The sequence below is a fragment of the Pseudomonas sp. LBUM1674 genome, assembly GCF_059695635.1.
In genome coordinates, this window is record NZ_CP166779.1 from 5,522,971 (window position 1) to 5,537,573 (window position 14,603).

18 protein-coding genes and 2 pseudogenes are annotated in these 14,603 nt (G+C 58.9%); 7 read left to right on the plus strand and 13 right to left on the minus strand.

Annotated elements, in window-relative coordinates; all coding sequences use genetic code 11:
• Positions 1 to 61: 61 nt before the first annotated feature.
• From ACA067_RS25350 to ACA067_RS25365, 4 genes and pseudogenes are all read right to left on the minus strand, one after another.
• Positions 62 to 970, minus strand: coding sequence for a LysR family transcriptional regulator (locus tag ACA067_RS25350; RefSeq protein WP_497459014.1), 909 nt, complete (start codon positions 968 to 970; stop codon positions 62 to 64).
• 127 nt (positions 971 to 1,097) lie between these two features.
• Positions 1,098 to 1,394, minus strand: coding sequence for an addiction module antidote protein (locus ACA067_RS25355; protein ID WP_497459015.1), 297 nt, complete (start codon positions 1,392 to 1,394; stop codon positions 1,098 to 1,100).
• Positions 1,391 to 1,690 carry a type II toxin-antitoxin system RelE/ParE family toxin gene (locus tag ACA067_RS25360; protein WP_497459016.1) on the minus strand — a complete coding sequence of 100 codons (300 nt, stop codon included), beginning with the start codon at positions 1,688 to 1,690 and terminating at the stop codon, positions 1,391 to 1,393. Before ACA067_RS25360 ends, ACA067_RS25355 begins: the two co-directional genes overlap by 4 nt.
• Before the next feature lie 109 nt (positions 1,691 to 1,799).
• Positions 1,800 to 1,913, minus strand: a pseudogene (locus ACA067_RS25365) (LysR family transcriptional regulator); the annotation flags it as partial.
• Between ACA067_RS25365 and ACA067_RS25370 the strand changes: the two are divergent.
• A pseudogene (locus ACA067_RS25370) lies at positions 1,909 to 2,905 on the plus strand (aminotransferase class I/II-fold pyridoxal phosphate-dependent enzyme). The pseudogenes ACA067_RS25365 and ACA067_RS25370 overlap by 5 nt on opposite strands.
• A gap of 17 nt (positions 2,906 to 2,922) precedes the next feature.
• Positions 2,923 to 4,089, plus strand: coding sequence for an MFS transporter (locus ACA067_RS25375; RefSeq protein ID WP_497459017.1), 1,167 nt, complete (start codon positions 2,923 to 2,925; stop codon positions 4,087 to 4,089).
• Here the strand turns inward: ACA067_RS25375 and yiaY are convergent.
• Positions 4,086 to 5,234, minus strand: a complete 1,149-nt coding sequence (yiaY, locus tag ACA067_RS25380) for an L-threonine dehydrogenase (RefSeq protein WP_497459018.1) — start codon at positions 5,232 to 5,234, stop codon at positions 4,086 to 4,088. The genes ACA067_RS25375 and yiaY overlap by 4 nt on opposite strands.
• A gap of 157 nt (positions 5,235 to 5,391) precedes the next feature.
• On the opposite strand from yiaY, the gene ACA067_RS25385 reads away from it, so the two are divergent.
• Entirely contained in the window at positions 5,392 to 6,411 is a 1,020-nt protein-coding gene (locus ACA067_RS25385; protein WP_497459019.1) for a DUF4917 family protein, read from the plus strand.
• Positions 6,412 to 6,537: 126 nt separating this feature from the next.
• Here ACA067_RS25385 and ACA067_RS25390 read toward each other — a convergent pair whose 3' ends face one another.
• The gene (locus ACA067_RS25390; RefSeq protein WP_497459020.1) at positions 6,538 to 7,080 is read right to left on the minus strand and encodes a helix-turn-helix domain-containing protein; all 543 of its coding nucleotides are present in this window, start codon (positions 7,078 to 7,080) and stop codon (positions 6,538 to 6,540) included.
• A 142-nt stretch (positions 7,081 to 7,222) separates the two neighbouring features.
• Here ACA067_RS25390 and ACA067_RS25395 point away from each other — a divergent pair, with 142 nt between their 5' ends.
• The gene (locus ACA067_RS25395; RefSeq protein WP_497459021.1) at positions 7,223 to 8,005 is read left to right on the plus strand and encodes an aldolase; all 783 of its coding nucleotides are present in this window, start codon (positions 7,223 to 7,225) and stop codon (positions 8,003 to 8,005) included.
• 29 nt (positions 8,006 to 8,034) lie between these two features.
• Positions 8,035 to 8,922, plus strand: coding sequence for a dihydrodipicolinate synthase family protein (locus tag ACA067_RS25400; RefSeq protein ID WP_497459022.1), 888 nt, complete (start codon positions 8,035 to 8,037; stop codon positions 8,920 to 8,922).
• A 117-nt stretch (positions 8,923 to 9,039) separates the two neighbouring features.
• Here ACA067_RS25400 and ACA067_RS25405 read toward each other — a convergent pair whose 3' ends face one another.
• The 3 genes from ACA067_RS25405 to ACA067_RS25415 all read right to left on the minus strand — a co-directional run bounded on the left by ACA067_RS25405 (position 9,040) and on the right by ACA067_RS25415 (position 10,372).
• A complete protein-coding gene (locus ACA067_RS25405; protein ID WP_307327489.1) occupies positions 9,040 to 9,384 on the minus strand; it encodes a YegP family protein in 345 nt (114 codons plus the stop codon).
• 86 nt (positions 9,385 to 9,470) lie between these two features.
• The gene (locus ACA067_RS25410; RefSeq protein ID WP_285430148.1) at positions 9,471 to 9,776 is read right to left on the minus strand and encodes a ribbon-helix-helix domain-containing protein; all 306 of its coding nucleotides are present in this window, start codon (positions 9,774 to 9,776) and stop codon (positions 9,471 to 9,473) included.
• 14 nt (positions 9,777 to 9,790) lie between these two features.
• A complete protein-coding gene (locus tag ACA067_RS25415) occupies positions 9,791 to 10,372 on the minus strand; it encodes a DJ-1/PfpI family protein (RefSeq protein WP_497459023.1) in 582 nt (193 codons plus the stop codon).
• A gap of 323 nt (positions 10,373 to 10,695) precedes the next feature.
• On the opposite strand from ACA067_RS25415, the gene ACA067_RS25420 reads away from it, so the two are divergent.
• Entirely contained in the window at positions 10,696 to 11,607 is a 912-nt protein-coding gene (locus ACA067_RS25420) for a DMT family transporter (RefSeq protein WP_497459024.1), read from the plus strand.
• Here the strand turns inward: ACA067_RS25420 and ACA067_RS25425 are convergent.
• From ACA067_RS25425 to ACA067_RS25435, 3 genes are all read right to left on the minus strand, one after another.
• On the minus strand, positions 11,595 to 12,803 hold the full coding sequence (locus ACA067_RS25425) for a class I SAM-dependent methyltransferase (protein ID WP_497459025.1): 1,209 nt from the start codon (positions 12,801 to 12,803) through the stop codon (positions 11,595 to 11,597). The two genes, ACA067_RS25420 and ACA067_RS25425, sit on opposite strands and share 13 nt — an antisense overlap.
• 131 nt (positions 12,804 to 12,934) lie before the next feature.
• A complete protein-coding gene (locus ACA067_RS25430; RefSeq protein WP_497459026.1) occupies positions 12,935 to 13,297 on the minus strand; it encodes a hypothetical protein in 363 nt (120 codons plus the stop codon).
• Entirely contained in the window at positions 13,294 to 13,578 is a 285-nt protein-coding gene (locus ACA067_RS25435; protein WP_497459027.1) for an Ogr/Delta-like zinc finger protein, read from the minus strand. The genes ACA067_RS25430 and ACA067_RS25435 overlap by 4 nt, the downstream gene beginning before the upstream one ends.
• A gap of 300 nt (positions 13,579 to 13,878) precedes the next feature.
• Here ACA067_RS25435 and ACA067_RS25440 point away from each other — a divergent pair, with 300 nt between their 5' ends.
• The gene (locus tag ACA067_RS25440; RefSeq protein ID WP_497459028.1) at positions 13,879 to 14,304 is read left to right on the plus strand and encodes a helix-turn-helix domain-containing protein; all 426 of its coding nucleotides are present in this window, start codon (positions 13,879 to 13,881) and stop codon (positions 14,302 to 14,304) included.
• A 23-nt stretch (positions 14,305 to 14,327) separates the two neighbouring features.
• On the opposite strand, the gene ACA067_RS25445 is transcribed toward ACA067_RS25440, so the two are convergent.
• Complete coding sequence (locus ACA067_RS25445; protein WP_497459029.1) at positions 14,328 to 14,594, minus strand: phage holin family protein; 267 nt, start codon at positions 14,592 to 14,594, stop codon at positions 14,328 to 14,330.
• Positions 14,595 to 14,603 lie beyond the last annotated feature (9 nt).

The following is a 14,603-nucleotide window of genomic DNA, read 5'->3' on the forward strand; positions in this document are numbered from 1 at the left end:
ACAAATCCCCTGTGGGAGCGGGCTTGCCCGCGATGAGGCCAGCAAATTCAATCGAGAATGATCAGACCTGGTCGCGCAAATGCTCAAACAACATCCGACTCACCGGCGACAACGACGCTTCATCGCGCACCACCAGGATCAACGCTCGATCCGACCAGTCATCCGTCAACGGCACCGCGTGCAACCCCAACGCCCGGCCAAACAGTTCGTAAGCCTTGTGCGGCAGAATGCCGATGCCCATATTGGCCTGGACCATCCGGCACATGGCGTCAAACCCCGGCACATGAATCCGCAGCCGCAGCACTTTGCCGGCCTTGCGCGCTGCGGCATGGGTGCGCATGTTGATCGAACTGGCGGCGTGCAGCCCGACGTAATCGCTGTCCAGGGTGTCGGCAAACGCCAGGGCGGAGCGGCTCGCCAACGGATGATCAGGCAGCATCAGCACCACCAGCTTGTCCTGTCGATACAGCACGCTATGCAGGCCTTTGACGTCGCTGTCACTGGAGCAGATCCCCAGGTCGGCCACACCATCGAGCACCCCCTGAATCACCCCGGCACTGGGGCGCTCCTCAAGGTCGGTCTTGACCTGGGGATGCCGCTCGGAAAAATCCCGCAGCTCCTCCGGCAGAAACTGGATGATCGCCGACAGGTTGGCCAACATCCGCACATAGCCGCGAATCCCATGGCTGTGTTCGCCCAGCTCAAGCCCCATTTTCTCGACGTTGAACAGCATCTGCCGCGCATGGTGCAACAGGGTTTCGCCGGCCGGCGTCAGGGTCATGCCCTTGGCCTGGCGCACGAACAGGCTGATGCCCAGCGCCTCCTCCAGCTCCATCAACCGCTTGCTGGCCGCCGACACCGCAATCGCCTCGCGGGTCGCGGCACGGGTCAACGTACCTTCTTCGTGGACGGCGACAAACAGCTGGAGAGTGATCAGGTCGAGACGGCGGATCAGGCTTTTTTGCAGCATGAGAGAGCTCGATATCTTGTTCGACTGAGCCGGCAGGGACTCCGTTCGTCACGACGGTGAACGCTGTCGCGACGAGCCGGAGTCGCGTCCCTTGACCCGAGGGACATCGGCGGTGTGGTCGGATGGGTTACTGCGGGGATACGTGCGGTCGAGCGGTCATGTCGATGCCGAGGGCTCGCATAACGGCCAACATGGTTTTGAGCGTGGGATTCCCTTCTTCGCTGAAGGAGCGATAAAGCTGCTCACGGGAAAGGCCTGTTTCGCGGGCCAGCTCGGTCATGCCTTTGGCGCGGGCAACAACCCCCATTGCCTTAGCAATGTATTCAGCATTACCCGTCTCAAACGCATCCGCCATGAAGATGGCGATGGCTTCAGGGCCGTCCAGGGCTGCTGCTGGGTCGTAGTCGTAAATTTTTTCGCTCATTCTGACCTCCACTCGCTGGCGAGTTTTTTAGCCGCTTCAATATCACGACTTTGGCTGTTTTTGTCGCCGCCGCACAACAGTAAAACGAACTCATCACCTCGCTGCTGAAAATATACGCGGTAGCCGGGGCCGTAGTGAATCCGTAACTCGCTGACGCCCTGCCCTACCGCTGACACATCACCCAACAAACCGTTTGCTAACCGAAAGATCCGCGCGGCGATTGCGGCTTTGGCTCGCTGGTCTTTGAGTTTGCGCTCCCACGTCATGTAGGTCGCCGTTTGTTTGATTGTCTTCATAGGGGCAATTGTAGTTTAAAAACTACATAACGCCTAGTATGAACGAGTGGAAATAGGCTCAATGAGCCTGATGCTTCCATTTCTCTATCGCATAGTCGGAAGCCTGGTGTTTGACGGCCGCCGACACCGCAATCGCCTCGCGAGTCGCGGCACGAGTCAACGTGCCTTCTTCATGGACGGCGACAAACAGCTGGAGAGTGATCAGGTCGAGACGGCGGATCAGGCTTTTTGCAGCATGGAGGGCTCGATGGCTTCGGTTCGACGCCGATCATGACTGGGAAACAGCTGAAGCCGGAAAAGTCGCAGGACTAAATGTCGATATCAGAAATACCAATCGAATGGTTGACCAATACGGGCGTGAGTTTCATCACTTTTGCACCACATCTTACCTTGGCCTGGATCACCATCCCGATCTGCTCCACGGCGCCATCACCACGTTGTGGGAAACCGGTACCCTTCGCGTCGCCAACTCAAAGAATCGCTGCAAACTGGCGAGTCTGGAACAGTACGAAACTGAGCTGTCCGAGTTATTCGGCACCAACTGCATCAGCACGTTGTCATGCAGTGCAGCGAGTGCTGGAGTGCTGCCACTGCTGGCAAGCGGCGTGTTCACCGAAAACCGCCCGCCAGTGATGGTGTTCGACCGGTTGGCGCATTACTCGATGAATCACATCAAAGCCGCCTGTGCGGACGAAACCAAGGTCGTGACAAGTCCGCATAACGATATGGATTTTCTTGAAAAACAGTGCCAGCAAGAGACCAGGGTCGCGTATGTTGCCGACGGCGCTTACAGCATGGGCGGAGTTGCCGATCTGGACAGTCTTTTGTACCTGAAAGACCGCTACGGACTGTTTCTGTATCTGGATGACTCTCACGCGCTTTCCGCCGTTGGCACTTTCGGCGCAGGCCTCGTACGACCCAGGATGCATGCCCTTGAGGATCATTGCCTGATCGTCGCGTCCTTGGCCAAGTCGTTTGGCGCCAGCGGCGATTCGACTGATTCACTGCGGTGAAGCGGCGCTGGCCAACTGCATCGCCGTCGAACTGGCCAACCTCGGATTTTTCACTTCGGCAGTCTTTTTTCCGGTGGTGGCACAAGGTAACGCCGCCATCAGAATCACTTTACGTGACGATATGGATCCGTCGCTTATCTGCCACTTCTGTGAACTCGTCATCAAGCTTTTACACACACGCGCCGGGAGCGTCATCGACTGAAATCCAGGGAAGACTCCATGAATAGCAGCACCACCCTCCTCGTCACCTGCTGCACAGTTTTTCTCGCTCAATTGGGCATGAGCATTTATCTGCCCGCGCTGCCGGAGATGGCTCGAAGTCTCGGCGCCGATGCCTCGCAGCTTTCATGGGGACTGGCGGTGTACCTGATCGGCATGGCCCTGCCGATGCTGTTCTGGGGCAGCCTGGGCCAGCGCATTGGCCGAAAACCCGTGTTGCTCGCCGCACTCGGCATCTATGGAGCGGGCAATCTGGCGCTTCCACTGAGCCAGTCGCTTGAATCGTTCCTGGTGTTGCGACTGATTCAGGGGATCGGCGCCAGCGGGATTTCGGTGATGGCGCGGGTGCTGATCCGCGACAGTTTCCGCGGTGACCTGCTGGCCAAAGCGTTGTCCTGGATTTCTATTTCCTTCGTGGTGGCGTTGGGGATCGGTCAATACCTGGGGTCGATCATTCAAGTTGCGCTGGGCTGGTCAGCGATTTTCTACCTGTTGGGTGGTGCTAGCCTGTTGATGGCGGGGGTTGTAGTGCGAGTTACTTTCCCGATACTGACCGAGGACAACGTTCGATCGTCCGCCTGGCCTAGCTACTGGCGCATTCTGTGTGATCGAGCCTTTCTGTTGCCGGCCCTCGCCGGCGGTCTCGGCTACGGAGTGATCATCGCGTTCAACACGGCAGCGCCGCTGATTCTGCAAGGACCGTTCAATTGGTCGGCCGTCGAGTACGGGTTGTTGGGCTGGCCCATCAGTGCGGCGTATTTTCTGGGGGCGCTGGGGGTCAATGCCTTTGTGCTTCGTACCGGTCAACGCAGGCTGATGACAGCTGGCGCAGGGCTGGTGCTGGCTGGCAGCGCAGCGATGTTGCTGGGGAGCATTGCGGGCACTTCAGTGGCCTTGCTGTTCTGGCTGCCGTATTGCCTTGCCGTATTCGGCCAGTCGTTGAATTACCCGATCAGCCTGTCGCTGGCCAACGCCGGTTCGCCGGTCGGCGGCGCTTATGCGATGGCGTTGAGCGGTTTCATTCACCAACTGATGGCTGCCGCCATCGGCGGAATCGCCAGCCTGATCGCCAGTCCGCAGGCCTGGCCACTGTCGCTGTTATGCACCTTGCTCGCGGTGGGCGCGATGTTCTGCGTGATGCTCGCGCCCAGGGGTAAATCCATTTAGAACGCGCTGCGGAAAATCTCCTCGATCTGCCGCTGATCCGCCACCCGAGGATTGGTCAGGCCACAGGCATCTTTCAAGGCATTGGCGGCAAGGAGCGGGATGTCGTTGAGTTTGGCACCGAGTTCACGCAAACCGGCGGGAATCTCCACGTCCCTGGACAGGCTGCGGATTGCCGCGATGGCTGCTTGAGCACCCTTTTCCGGGCTGAATCCATGGGTGTCGGCGCCCATTGCCACGGCAACATCGGCCAGGCGATCGGCGCACACCTGCGCGTTGAAGCTTTGCACATGAGGCAGCAGCACGGCGTTGCACACACCATGAGGCAAGTCGTAGAACCCGCCCAGCTGATGAGCCATGGCGTGGACGTAACCCAGGGAAGCATTGTTGAACGCCATGCCGGCGAGGAACTGTGCATACGCCATGTTTTCCCGTGCCACCAGGTCGCTGCCGTCGCGTACGGCCAGGCGCAGGTTGTTGCTGATCAAGGTGATGGCCTTGAGTGCGCAGGCATCGGTGATCGGGTTGGCGGCGGTGGAGACGTAGGCTTCGATCGCATGGGTCAGCGCGTCCATGCCGGTGGCCGCGGTCAGGCCTTTGGGCATGGCGACCATCAGTGCTGGGTCGTTGACCGACAGCAGTGGCGTGACGTTGCGGTCGACGATGGCCATTTTCACGTGCCGGGATTCGTCGGTGATGATGCAGAAGCGGGTCATTTCGCTGGCGGTGCCGGCGGTGGTGTTGATGGCGATCAGCGGCAGTTGCGGTTGGGTGGACTGATCGACGCCTTCATAGTCGCGGATCTGCCCGCCGTTGGTCGCGCACAAGGCGATGCCTTTGGCGCAGTCATGGGGCGAGCCGCCACCGAGGGACACCACGAAATCACAGCGGCTTTCCTTGAGCAGTCCGAGGCCCAGCTCGACGTTGGCGATGCTCGGGTTCGGCTTGGCGCCGTCAAAGATCACCGAATCGATGTCCTGCATCGCCAGTTTCCCGGCAATCATCTTCGCCACGCCGGCCTTGGCCAGCCCGGTGTCGGTGACGATCAAAGCCTTGCGAAAGCCGTACTTGCCGATGGCATCCATGGCTTCGTCGAGGCAACCGATGCCCATGATGTTCACGGCGGGAATGAAAAACGTGCTGCTCATGAGCGACTCTCCTGGATCGGGGCCGTCTCGGCGGTGCCGATCCAGCGGGGACCCACAGGATCGACCCATCGCTCACGCAGCAACTTGATCTGGCTCAAGTCCCGGTCGTGATAAAGTCGCCGCCCATCAGACTTTTTGCTTTGAGACTTTGACCGCAATGACCGATTTCCAGGATGTTGATGCCCAACTTGAAGACTGGAACGCCTTGCGCGCCACCGCCTCGTTCAGTGGCCTGCTGGTGGGCAATGGCGCAAGCCGCGCGGTGTGGGACGACTTCGGCTACGACTCGCTGTTCGAAAACGCCCGCACCGTCGAAGAAAAACCCCTGAGCCAGTCCGAGCTGAGCGTGTTTGACGCCCTGCAGACGCGCAGCTTCGAACAGGTCCTCAGCGCGCTGAAAACCACCAGTCGGGTCAACAAGGCCCTGGCCGTGAGCTCCGCCGCACCGCGCAATCGTTACTACGCGATCAAGGAAGCGCTGATCAACAGCGTGCACGCGGTGCATATCCCATGGCGACTGGTGGTGCCTTCAACCCTGGCGACGATCAATCAGGAACTGGGCCGCTATCGGACTGTGTTCACCACCAACTACGACTTGCTCAACTACTGGTCGATCCAGCACCAGCCAGAGGCGATCACCGACCTGTTCCAGGGTGCGGAACCAGGCTTCGACCTGAGCGCCACGGCGACTGATAAAACCCGCCTGCTGTACCTGCACGGTGGCCTGCATCTGGTGCGCAACCAGGACGGCACGGCACGCAAGCTGATGTCGACCGAGGGTACCTTGCTCGGCAAGTTCGCCATCAACAACACGATCAAGACGCTCGATGACGTGCCGCTGTTCGTCAACGAAGGTCCGGCGCAGGACAAGCTCAAGACCATCCGCAGCTCGGATTATCTGTCGTTCTGCTATGACCAGTTACTGGGGCATGGCGATGGGTTATGCATCTTTGGTCATGCCTTGGGCGAGCAGGACAGCCATATCATCCATGCGTTGCGCCAGGCGAAACCGACGGTAGTGGCGATCTCGATCTATCCGCGCAGCAAGGCGTTCATCCAGCATCAGAAGCGGCATTACGCCAAGATGTTTGAGGGGACGGGGGTTGAGTTGCGGTTTTTTGATTCCAAGACGCATGCCTTGGGGAGCCCGAAGCTGACTGTACCGGTTGAAGTTTAGCGGCGCGTCGGCTGACGCCATCGCGGGCAAGCCCGCTCCCACAGGGTTGAGGTGTCCACACAATATGTGAGCACTGCTAATCCTTGTGGGAGCGGGCTTGCCCGCGATGGCGTCAGTCCAGTCGACTCAATCCTCAGCGCTATGCACCACCACCAGCAACTGCGCCTGAACCTCGCCCACTGACCGAATCCGGTGCGGCTTCTGTGCATTGAAATGCAGCGCATCCCCGCGATCGAGCAGCACCCGCTCGTTCATGAAGTCCACTTCCACCTGCCCTTCGTGGACGAACAGAAACTCTTCCCCAAGGTGTTCCTTGAAGGATTTGTCGGCGAACTCGATCGGCGGGTAAATCATGAACGGCAGCAGGCTGCGGTCGCTGACCTGATGGGCCAGCACCGCGTAACCGGGGCTTTGGTCATTGGCCCCCAGGGATTGGCGTTCGGCACTGCGCACCAGGCTGTAGCTGTCGAGGCTGACGTGGTCTTCGGCGAACAATTCCTCGACCTTCACGTTCAGCGCCTTGGCCAGTTTCAGCGCGGCCGCGATCGACGGGGTATTCAGCCCGCGCTCGACTTTCGACAGATAACTCTTGGTCATACCCGACTTTTCAGCCAGGGCTTCCAGGGTCACGCCAAGTTTTTTTCTAAGTAATTTCAAACGGATAGACATATGGAGCGATTTATCCAGTCAGAAGGCGACGATGTGTCCTTGTCAATGACACCTTGTGTCATATAGTCTCGTTTGTGTCATTTACATTCATACGAGTGAACGGCAAACCCGACGTCCATTGAACCACCCAAAGGACACCGATATGACCAAGACCTTAGCACTACCCAAAGAGCAACTGGTCAAGCATGCGCTGACACAGATGCAAAATACCCTGGCGGATAATACGTGGACCGACCGGCAAAAGCTGGCCCTGACCTGCCGTATTCTGTTCGAGAATGGCCACGACTCCGGCCTGGCCGGGCAAATCACTGCCCGCGGCCCGCAGCCGGGCACCTATTACACTCAGCAACTGGGCCTGGGTTTCGACGAGATCAGCGCCAGCAATCTGCTGCTGGTCAACGAAGACCTGGAAGTGCTTGAAGGCCATGGCATGCCCAACCCGGCCAACCGTTTCCACAGCTGGGTATACCGCGCCCGGCCGGATGTGAACTGCATCATTCACACGCACCCGACCCACATCGCGGCGCTGTCGATGCTCGAAGTGCCGCTGCAGGTTTCGCACATGGACCTCTGCCCGCTCTACGACGATTGCGCATTTCTCGAAGGCTGGCCAGGTGTGCCGGTGGGCAATGAAGAAGGTGAACTGATTGCCGGGGCGCTGGGCGACAAGCGGGCGATCCTGCTTTCGCACCATGGCCAATTGTCCACGGGTACGACTATCGAAGAGGCTTGTGTCATCGCGCAATTGATCGAGCGCGCCGCCAGGCTGCAACTGTTGGCGATGAGCGCCGGGACCATCAAGCCGATCCTGCCGGAGCTGGGCCGTGAAGCCCATGACTGGATTTCCAGACCCAAACGCCACGCCGCCGCCTTTAACTACTACGCTCGGCAGAACCTGCGCCAACACGCCGATTGCCTGAACTGAACCCACACATTTTCAAGAGGAGAGTCGCCATGTCGACCCCAAGCATTCACGGCATCATCGGCTACACCATCACCCCGTTCACCGCCAATGGCGAAGGCATCGATCTTGACGCGCTCGGGCGCTCCATCGACCGCCTGATCGACGGCGGTGTCCACTCGATTGCACCGCTCGGCAGCACCGGCGAAGGCGCTTACCTGAGCGACGCGGAGTGGGATCAGGTCAGCGAATTCAGTATCAAGCATGTGGCCAAACGGGTACCGACCATTGTCAGCGTGTCCGACCTGACCACCGCCAAAGCGGTGCGCCGAGCGCGTTTTGCCGAGGCCCACGGCGCCGACGTGGTGATGGTACTGCCGACGTCCTACTGGAAGCTCAGCGAAGCGGAAATCCTCGCTCACTACCGCGCCATCGGTGAGAGCATCAGTATGCCGATCATGCTCTACAACAACCCGGCTACCAGCGGCACCGACATGTCGGTGGACCTGATCCTGCGCATCGTCAAGTCCGTGGACAACGTGACCATGGTCAAGGAGAGCACCGGCGACATCCAGCGCATGCACCAACTGCAACGGCTGGGCGAAGGCCAGGTGCCGTTCTACAACGGCTGCAATCCGCTGGCGCTGGAAGCCTTTGCCGCTGGCGCGAAAGGCTGGTGCACAGCAGCGCCGAACCTGATCCCGCAGCTCAATCTTGATTTGTATGAAGCGGTGTTGGCCAATGATCTGGGCAAGGCGCGCGAACTGTTCTATCGCCAGCTGCCGCTGCTGGACTTCATCCTCAAGGGTGGCTTGCCGGCGACTATCAAGGCCGGTCTGCGCGCGACCGGACTGGAAGTGGGCGATCCCCGGTTGCCGGTGTTTGCGTTGAGTGAAGCTGGTTGCAGTCAGCTGCGGGGGTTGTTAACCACCTTGCGCTGATCTGTAGGCGCTGGCTTGCCAGCGAAGAGGCCGTCAGATCCAACATTAATGTCGCCTGATACGCCGCCTTCGCTGCGGTGCGGCGATCCGACAAGCCAGCTCCTACAGGGGATGTGGTTAGAGCACCGGCAGGGTCTTGTCCTTGATCACTTTGGTCGGGCCGTTGGCCTTCACGCTGGCGATGCCTTTGTCTATCGCGGCATCGGAGGAGTAAGCCTCACTGCTGCCAATGATCTCGTGATTGCCGGCCTTGAGGTTGAAGTAAGGATGGCCATCCTTGGTGGTTTTTTTCTCGTAGCGTTCATCCAGCGGGCTGTTGGACTGAACCGATGCGATGCCTTTGTCGGCAGCGGCGCGGGTGGTGTACAGCTCGCTGGTCAGAATGGTTTCGGCATTGGCGGCCTTCAGTACAAACCTGAACTGGCCACTGCTGCTTTTGCTCATTTCGTACCATCCGGACATGCTCGTTCTCCTTGGCGATTGAGAGGTTGTGCGCTTCAGAGTAAAGACCAGGCCAGGATTTTTGTCGCCTGTACCGCAAAACCACCCTACTTCACCCCCGCCCGCACCACCGACAACTCCGGCGCCTGCACCCGTCGCTGGCTCAGGTATCGCGTACAACTCACCCGCAAAAACGAAGCGAAATTGACCACCTCACCGCGATAATCCATCACCTCTTCATACAGCTTGGCGATTAACTGATTGGTGGTCATGCCATCGACCTCGGCGATTTCGCTGAGGATGTCCCAGAACTGATTCTCCAGGCGCAAGGTGGTGACTACCCCGCAGATACGCAGCGAGCGCGAGCGCGATTCGTAGAGAATCGGATCGGCTTTGACGTAGAGCTCGCACATGCACAGGTCCCTCGTTACAGCGTTATTTTGGTGCCCAGCAATCCGAGGAAACCGGCCAGCCAGCTCGGATGGGCCGGCCAGGCCGGGGCAGTGGCCAGATTGCCTTGGACGTGACCCTCCGTCACCGGGATATCGATGAACGTACCACCGGCCAGGCGCACTTCCGGGGCACACGCCGGGTAGGCGCTGCACTCGCGACCTTCCAGAATGCCCGCCGCCGCCAGCAATTGCGCGCCATGACACACGGCCGCGATCGGTTTGCCGGCCTTGTCGAACGCTCGCACCAGCTCCAGGACTTTTTCGTTCAGGCGCAGGTACTCCGGCGCACGACCGCCCGGCACCAGCAGCGCGTCGTAGTCCGATTCGGCAACCTTGGCAAAATCGAAGTTCAGGGCAAACAGGTGGCCGGGTTTTTCACTGTAGGTCTGGTCGCCTTCGAAGTCATGGATCGCCGTGCGCACGGTCTGGCCCGCGGTTTTGTCCGGGCAAACGGCGTGCACCGTGTGGCCGACCATCAGCAGTGCCTGGAAGGGCACCATCACTTCGTAGTCTTCGACGTAATCGCCGACCAGCATCAGGATTTTCTTGGCAGCCATGGGGAGACTCCTCTGGGTTATGTGGGCCTGCAGGAGTATTCAAGGTAGTCCTTTATCTGTATGGCAGGTAATACCCGACTACTACGTCGATCACCTGTAGGAGCTGCCGAAGGCTGCGATCTTTTGACGTTGATCTTGATCTTGGGATAGACGAATTGGTTGGTGGTGCGGCTGATAAAAAGATCGCAGCCTTCGGCAGCTCCTACGTTGGGGGCATCACCACCAACTGTACGCCTAACTCTGTGCCTAGCTGTAACAGCGCAGACACCATGGTTTATGGCTAGATGAAGGCCTTCCCGCCACCCTGAATTCCGGTTGCCATCATGTCCTCGCGCGAAAATACCGGCATGGCCCTCGGCCTGCTCGGCGTTGTGATCTTCAGCCTTACCCTGCCCTTCACACGGATCGTCGTGCAGGAACTCCATCCGTTGCTCAACGGCCTGGGTCGTGCACTGTTCGCAGCGGTCCCGGCGGCGATGCTGTTGCTGTGGCGCCGGGAACAATGGCCAACGTGGAAACAGGTCAAAGGCCTGAGCCTGGTGATTGCCGGGGTGATCCTCGGCTTCCCGGTACTCTCGGCCTGGGCCATGCAAACCTTGCCGGCGTCCCACGGTGCGCTGGTCAACGGCCTGCAACCGCTGTGCGTGGCGCTGTATGCCGCCTGGTTGTCCCATGAACGACCGTCGAAAGCCTTCTGGGCCTGCGCCGCCCTGGGCAGCGCGCTGGTGCTCGGTTATGCGCTGATCAGCGGTGCCGGCAGCATTCAGGCCGGTGATTTGCTGATGCTTGGGGCGATTGCCGTGGGTGGCCTGGGTTATGCCGAAGGTGGTCGGTTGGCCAAGGAGATGGGCGGCTGGCAGGTGATCTGCTGGGCCCTGGTGCTGTCGACACCGCTGCTGATCGGACCGGTGCTGTACCTGGCGCTGCAACATCAAGGCACGATTTCGGCCAGGACCTGGTGGGCGTTCGGATACGTCTCACTGTTCTCGCAATTCATCGGCTTCTTTGCCTGGTACGCCGGACTGGCCATGGGCGGCATTGCCCGGGTCAGTCAGATCCAGCTGTTGCAGATCTTCTTCACCATCGCGTTTTCGGCATTGTTCTTCGGCGAACACATCGAGCCGATCACCTGGCTGTTTGCCGCCGGAGTGATCGTGACGGTGATTTTGGGCCGCAAGACGGCGGTGCGCCCGGCGCAACCGGGCACGTTACCGGCGGGAATTCAAACCAAATAACCATCGGCTCGCAGCAGGGTCTCGAGGCAATGTTCGCTGATGTGGTAGAAATCCTTCAGTTCCTGAATCTTCACCAACAGCTGAGCCGGGTCCACCGGTTCGGCGCGCTTGACCGCCAGGATCATCTTGTTCTTGTTGGTGTGCTCCAGTGAAATGAACTCGAATACCTTGGTCTCGTAGCCGCAGGCTTCCAGAAACAACGCGCGCAAACTGTCGGTGACCATTTCCGCCTGTTGGCCCAGGTGCAGACCGTATTGCAGCATCGGCTTGAGCAGCGCCGGGCTCTGGATCTGCAGGCGGATCTGTTTGTGGCAGCACGGCGAACACATGATGATCGAGGCCCCGGAGCGAATGCCGGTGTGAATCGCATAGTCGGTAGCAATGTCGCAGGCATGCAGCGCGATCATCACGTCCAGTTCGCTCGGCGCGACGCTGCGCACATCACCGCATTTGAACACCAGACCCGGATGTTCCAGCTTTGCAGCCGCGGTGTTGCACAGGGTGACCATGTCTTCACGCAGCTCGACCCCGGTCACCTCGCCTTCGGCTTTCATGGTATTGCGCAGATAGTCGTGGATCGCGAACGTCAGATAACCCTTGCCCGAACCGAAATCCGCGACCCGTACCGGCTTGTCCAGCGCCAGTGGCGAGGAGGTCAACGCATGGCTGAAGACTTCGATGAACTTGTTGATCTGCTTCCACTTGCGCGACATCGCCGGGATCAGCTCATGCTGCCGGTTGGTCACGCCGAGGTCGGCGAGGAAGGGCCGGCTCAGGTCGAGGAAGCGGTTTTTTTCGCGGTTGTGTTCGGCGGACGGCACTTCGCGTAATTGCTGAGGTTTGCTCTTGAACAGCGAAGACTTGCCCTTTTTGCTGTATTCGAGCTGGGCTTCATCAGTCAGCGCCAGCAAATGCGCATTTTTGAACGAGGCCGGCAGCAACCCGGCGATGGTCGCGATGCCCTCGGCAAGCGCCAGGTTCTTGGTGATGTCGCGGGTCTTGTAACGGTAGACGAACGACAGGCAGGGCTGATCCTTGACCGTCAGTTGCTTGATGATCAGCCGCTGCAGCTCTGTCTCGGTGCCAACGTACTTGGCCAGCACCAGCTTGATGAAAGCGTTCTGCTTCAGACTGCTCGCCAACAGGTCGATAAACTGCGCGTGATGATCCGGCGTGAGGCTGGCGGTAACGGACATGTAAAAAACGTCTCGGCGTGAAAAATCGGGGAATGACCGGCATTTTAAGGGGGATAGGGGTTTTCGGCACGGGGTTATTTCTCGGCAGGTCCCGGCCACGCCTCCAGGACCTGAACCGACCCGCTGAACCCTCAGGGTTCCACCAACCGCAGTTTACGGTTGGTGGGCGAGTTGATGACGTACTTGACGATCAACCCCACTGGCACCGCCCAGGTCAGGCCGTTGGCCGGATCAGTGACCACGGCGACGGTTTCGGAGCTGGCCGAGACATCCAGACGCCGGCGATCATGGCTGGACTTGAGCACTCCATAGGCATGGCTGACCAGTCTTTCCGCCAGATGCATTGGCACATCGACATTCTCCAGGTGCTTCACTGCACGACAGAACAGCACCTGATCATCGATCAATCCGTCGCCCTCATGGCGGGCCAGAAATGCCTGGGCAATGCCCAGCAACTCCTCATTCAATGCCTGGCTTTCATCGCCGTCCTTCATGCCAACGACTCCAGTGGCGTTTCCGCCGACGGGGTCGTCACTGTAACTGGCCGGGCGGCGCGACGCAGGTCGGGCCCCGCGCAGGGCAGGTGCACGGCCGGATTGGGCATTCCACTGGGCGAAAGCTCATGAGTCATTTCGAACTCGGCCCGAACCGACCAGCCGCACGCCTCCGACGTACATTGCAGATACGCCACCCGCAGGAAAATATGACGGCCCTCGCTGGTTCGAATGCGCATCCGGTTCAAGCAGTGCGGACACACCATTTTGTAAGTACTCATGCTTGACTCCTGGTGGTGATCGGGTGGCAATCAATATGATCAAACGCAATACTGCTTGAAACATTGATCACACCGGCTCGGTCTTGCGAACAACGTCTGCCGGATAAAAGGAAGTGCAATGGGCAGCTCCGTATCAAGCACGAGTCAAGCTCGTAGGAAATCACCCTGATACCATTAGGAAGTTTCGACATCGTAGTGTTCTGATTCATAGTTGACGATTGATCACTCACAAGAAAAAAAGTACGCAATATGCGTAATTTAGACACTCAAAATGCATGTGTCAAAAGGAAGAGGCTCAAATTGAGTAGCAAAAAATCACAAGATATCCTGACTCGTCTGAAGCTGATAACAGGCACAAAAACCGATGCTTCGTTATCAACCGCGCTGCAGATCAGCCCTCAGACACTGAGCAGCTGGAAAGGACGCGACAGCACACCATACTCATTATGCGTAGACATCGCGCAAACGCGGGGCATCTCGCTCGACTGGCTGCTGCTGGGTGAAGGACCCATCCTGCGCCATACACTGGCCGCGCCCCCCGGTGACACTCAAGAAAGCAACTCACGGGAAAACACCATTCTCGCGCTCTGGCGACTGCTCAGCGAAGATGATCGCTGCGCCATACAACACGCACTGGAAGAGAAATGGCGACTGCGCGATATGGAACTCAAACTGTCGGAAATGGCCTCTACCCTCGCGGCACTGCAACATTCAAACGACACATAAAGTCCCTGTAAGCCGACATTCCGTTACTTCAAGGCATGCCACAACAGCATGATGTTGCCGCTGCTGCGCATAATCAGTGCGCATGACAAAACGCTCATCACTGCATGCCATGGACTCACCGGGACAAATGTCAGCAGTACATCCATACCGGCAAGGCAAAACACCCCTCCGCACAGGCTGATCAATAGTCCGTCACGCCAGCAATGATGTTGTTCGTCACGCTGATAACAGGCAAGCCTGAACGCGCTCAGCAAATGAGCCACGCCGGTGACAAAGACCAGAGCGATCATTTCATTCCC

What these genes read in the sequence shown, in the direction of transcription:
- ACA067_RS25360 (WP_497459016.1), bottom strand. Translation starts at nt 1,690, where the DNA reads ATGAAGACAATCAAACAAACGGCGACCTACATGACGTGGGAGCGCAAA.
- ACA067_RS25375 (WP_497459017.1), top strand. Translation starts at nt 2,923, where the DNA reads ATGAATAGCAGCACCACCCTCCTCGTCACCTGCTGCACAGTTTTTCTC.
- ACA067_RS25425 (WP_497459025.1), bottom strand. Translation starts at nt 12,803, where the DNA reads ATGTCCGTTACCGCCAGCCTCACGCCGGATCATCACGCGCAGTTTATC.
- ACA067_RS25350 (WP_497459014.1), bottom strand. Translation starts at nt 970, where the DNA reads ATGCTGCAAAAAAGCCTGATCCGCCGTCTCGACCTGATCACTCTCCAG.
- ACA067_RS25385 (WP_497459019.1), top strand. Translation starts at nt 5,392, where the DNA reads ATGACCGATTTCCAGGATGTTGATGCCCAACTTGAAGACTGGAACGCC.
- ACA067_RS25430 (WP_497459026.1), bottom strand. Translation starts at nt 13,297, where the DNA reads ATGAAGGACGGCGATGAAAGCCAGGCATTGAATGAGGAGTTGCTGGGC.
- ACA067_RS25445 (WP_497459029.1), bottom strand. Translation starts at nt 14,594, where the DNA reads ATGATCGCTCTGGTCTTTGTCACCGGCGTGGCTCATTTGCTGAGCGCG.
- ACA067_RS25395 (WP_497459021.1), top strand. Translation starts at nt 7,223, where the DNA reads ATGACCAAGACCTTAGCACTACCCAAAGAGCAACTGGTCAAGCATGCG.
- ACA067_RS25420 (WP_497459024.1), top strand. Translation starts at nt 10,696, where the DNA reads ATGTCCTCGCGCGAAAATACCGGCATGGCCCTCGGCCTGCTCGGCGTT.
- ACA067_RS25435 (WP_497459027.1), bottom strand. Translation starts at nt 13,578, where the DNA reads ATGAGTACTTACAAAATGGTGTGTCCGCACTGCTTGAACCGGATGCGC.
- ACA067_RS25355 (WP_497459015.1), bottom strand. Translation starts at nt 1,394, where the DNA reads ATGAGCGAAAAAATTTACGACTACGACCCAGCAGCAGCCCTGGACGGC.
- yiaY (WP_497459018.1), bottom strand. Translation starts at nt 5,234, where the DNA reads ATGAGCAGCACGTTTTTCATTCCCGCCGTGAACATCATGGGCATCGGT.
- ACA067_RS25390 (WP_497459020.1), bottom strand. Translation starts at nt 7,080, where the DNA reads ATGTCTATCCGTTTGAAATTACTTAGAAAAAAACTTGGCGTGACCCTG.
- ACA067_RS25400 (WP_497459022.1), top strand. Translation starts at nt 8,035, where the DNA reads ATGTCGACCCCAAGCATTCACGGCATCATCGGCTACACCATCACCCCG.
- ACA067_RS25410 (WP_285430148.1), bottom strand. Translation starts at nt 9,776, where the DNA reads ATGTGCGAGCTCTACGTCAAAGCCGATCCGATTCTCTACGAATCGCGC.
- ACA067_RS25405 (WP_307327489.1), bottom strand. Translation starts at nt 9,384, where the DNA reads ATGTCCGGATGGTACGAAATGAGCAAAAGCAGCAGTGGCCAGTTCAGG.
- ACA067_RS25415 (WP_497459023.1), bottom strand. Translation starts at nt 10,372, where the DNA reads ATGGCTGCCAAGAAAATCCTGATGCTGGTCGGCGATTACGTCGAAGAC.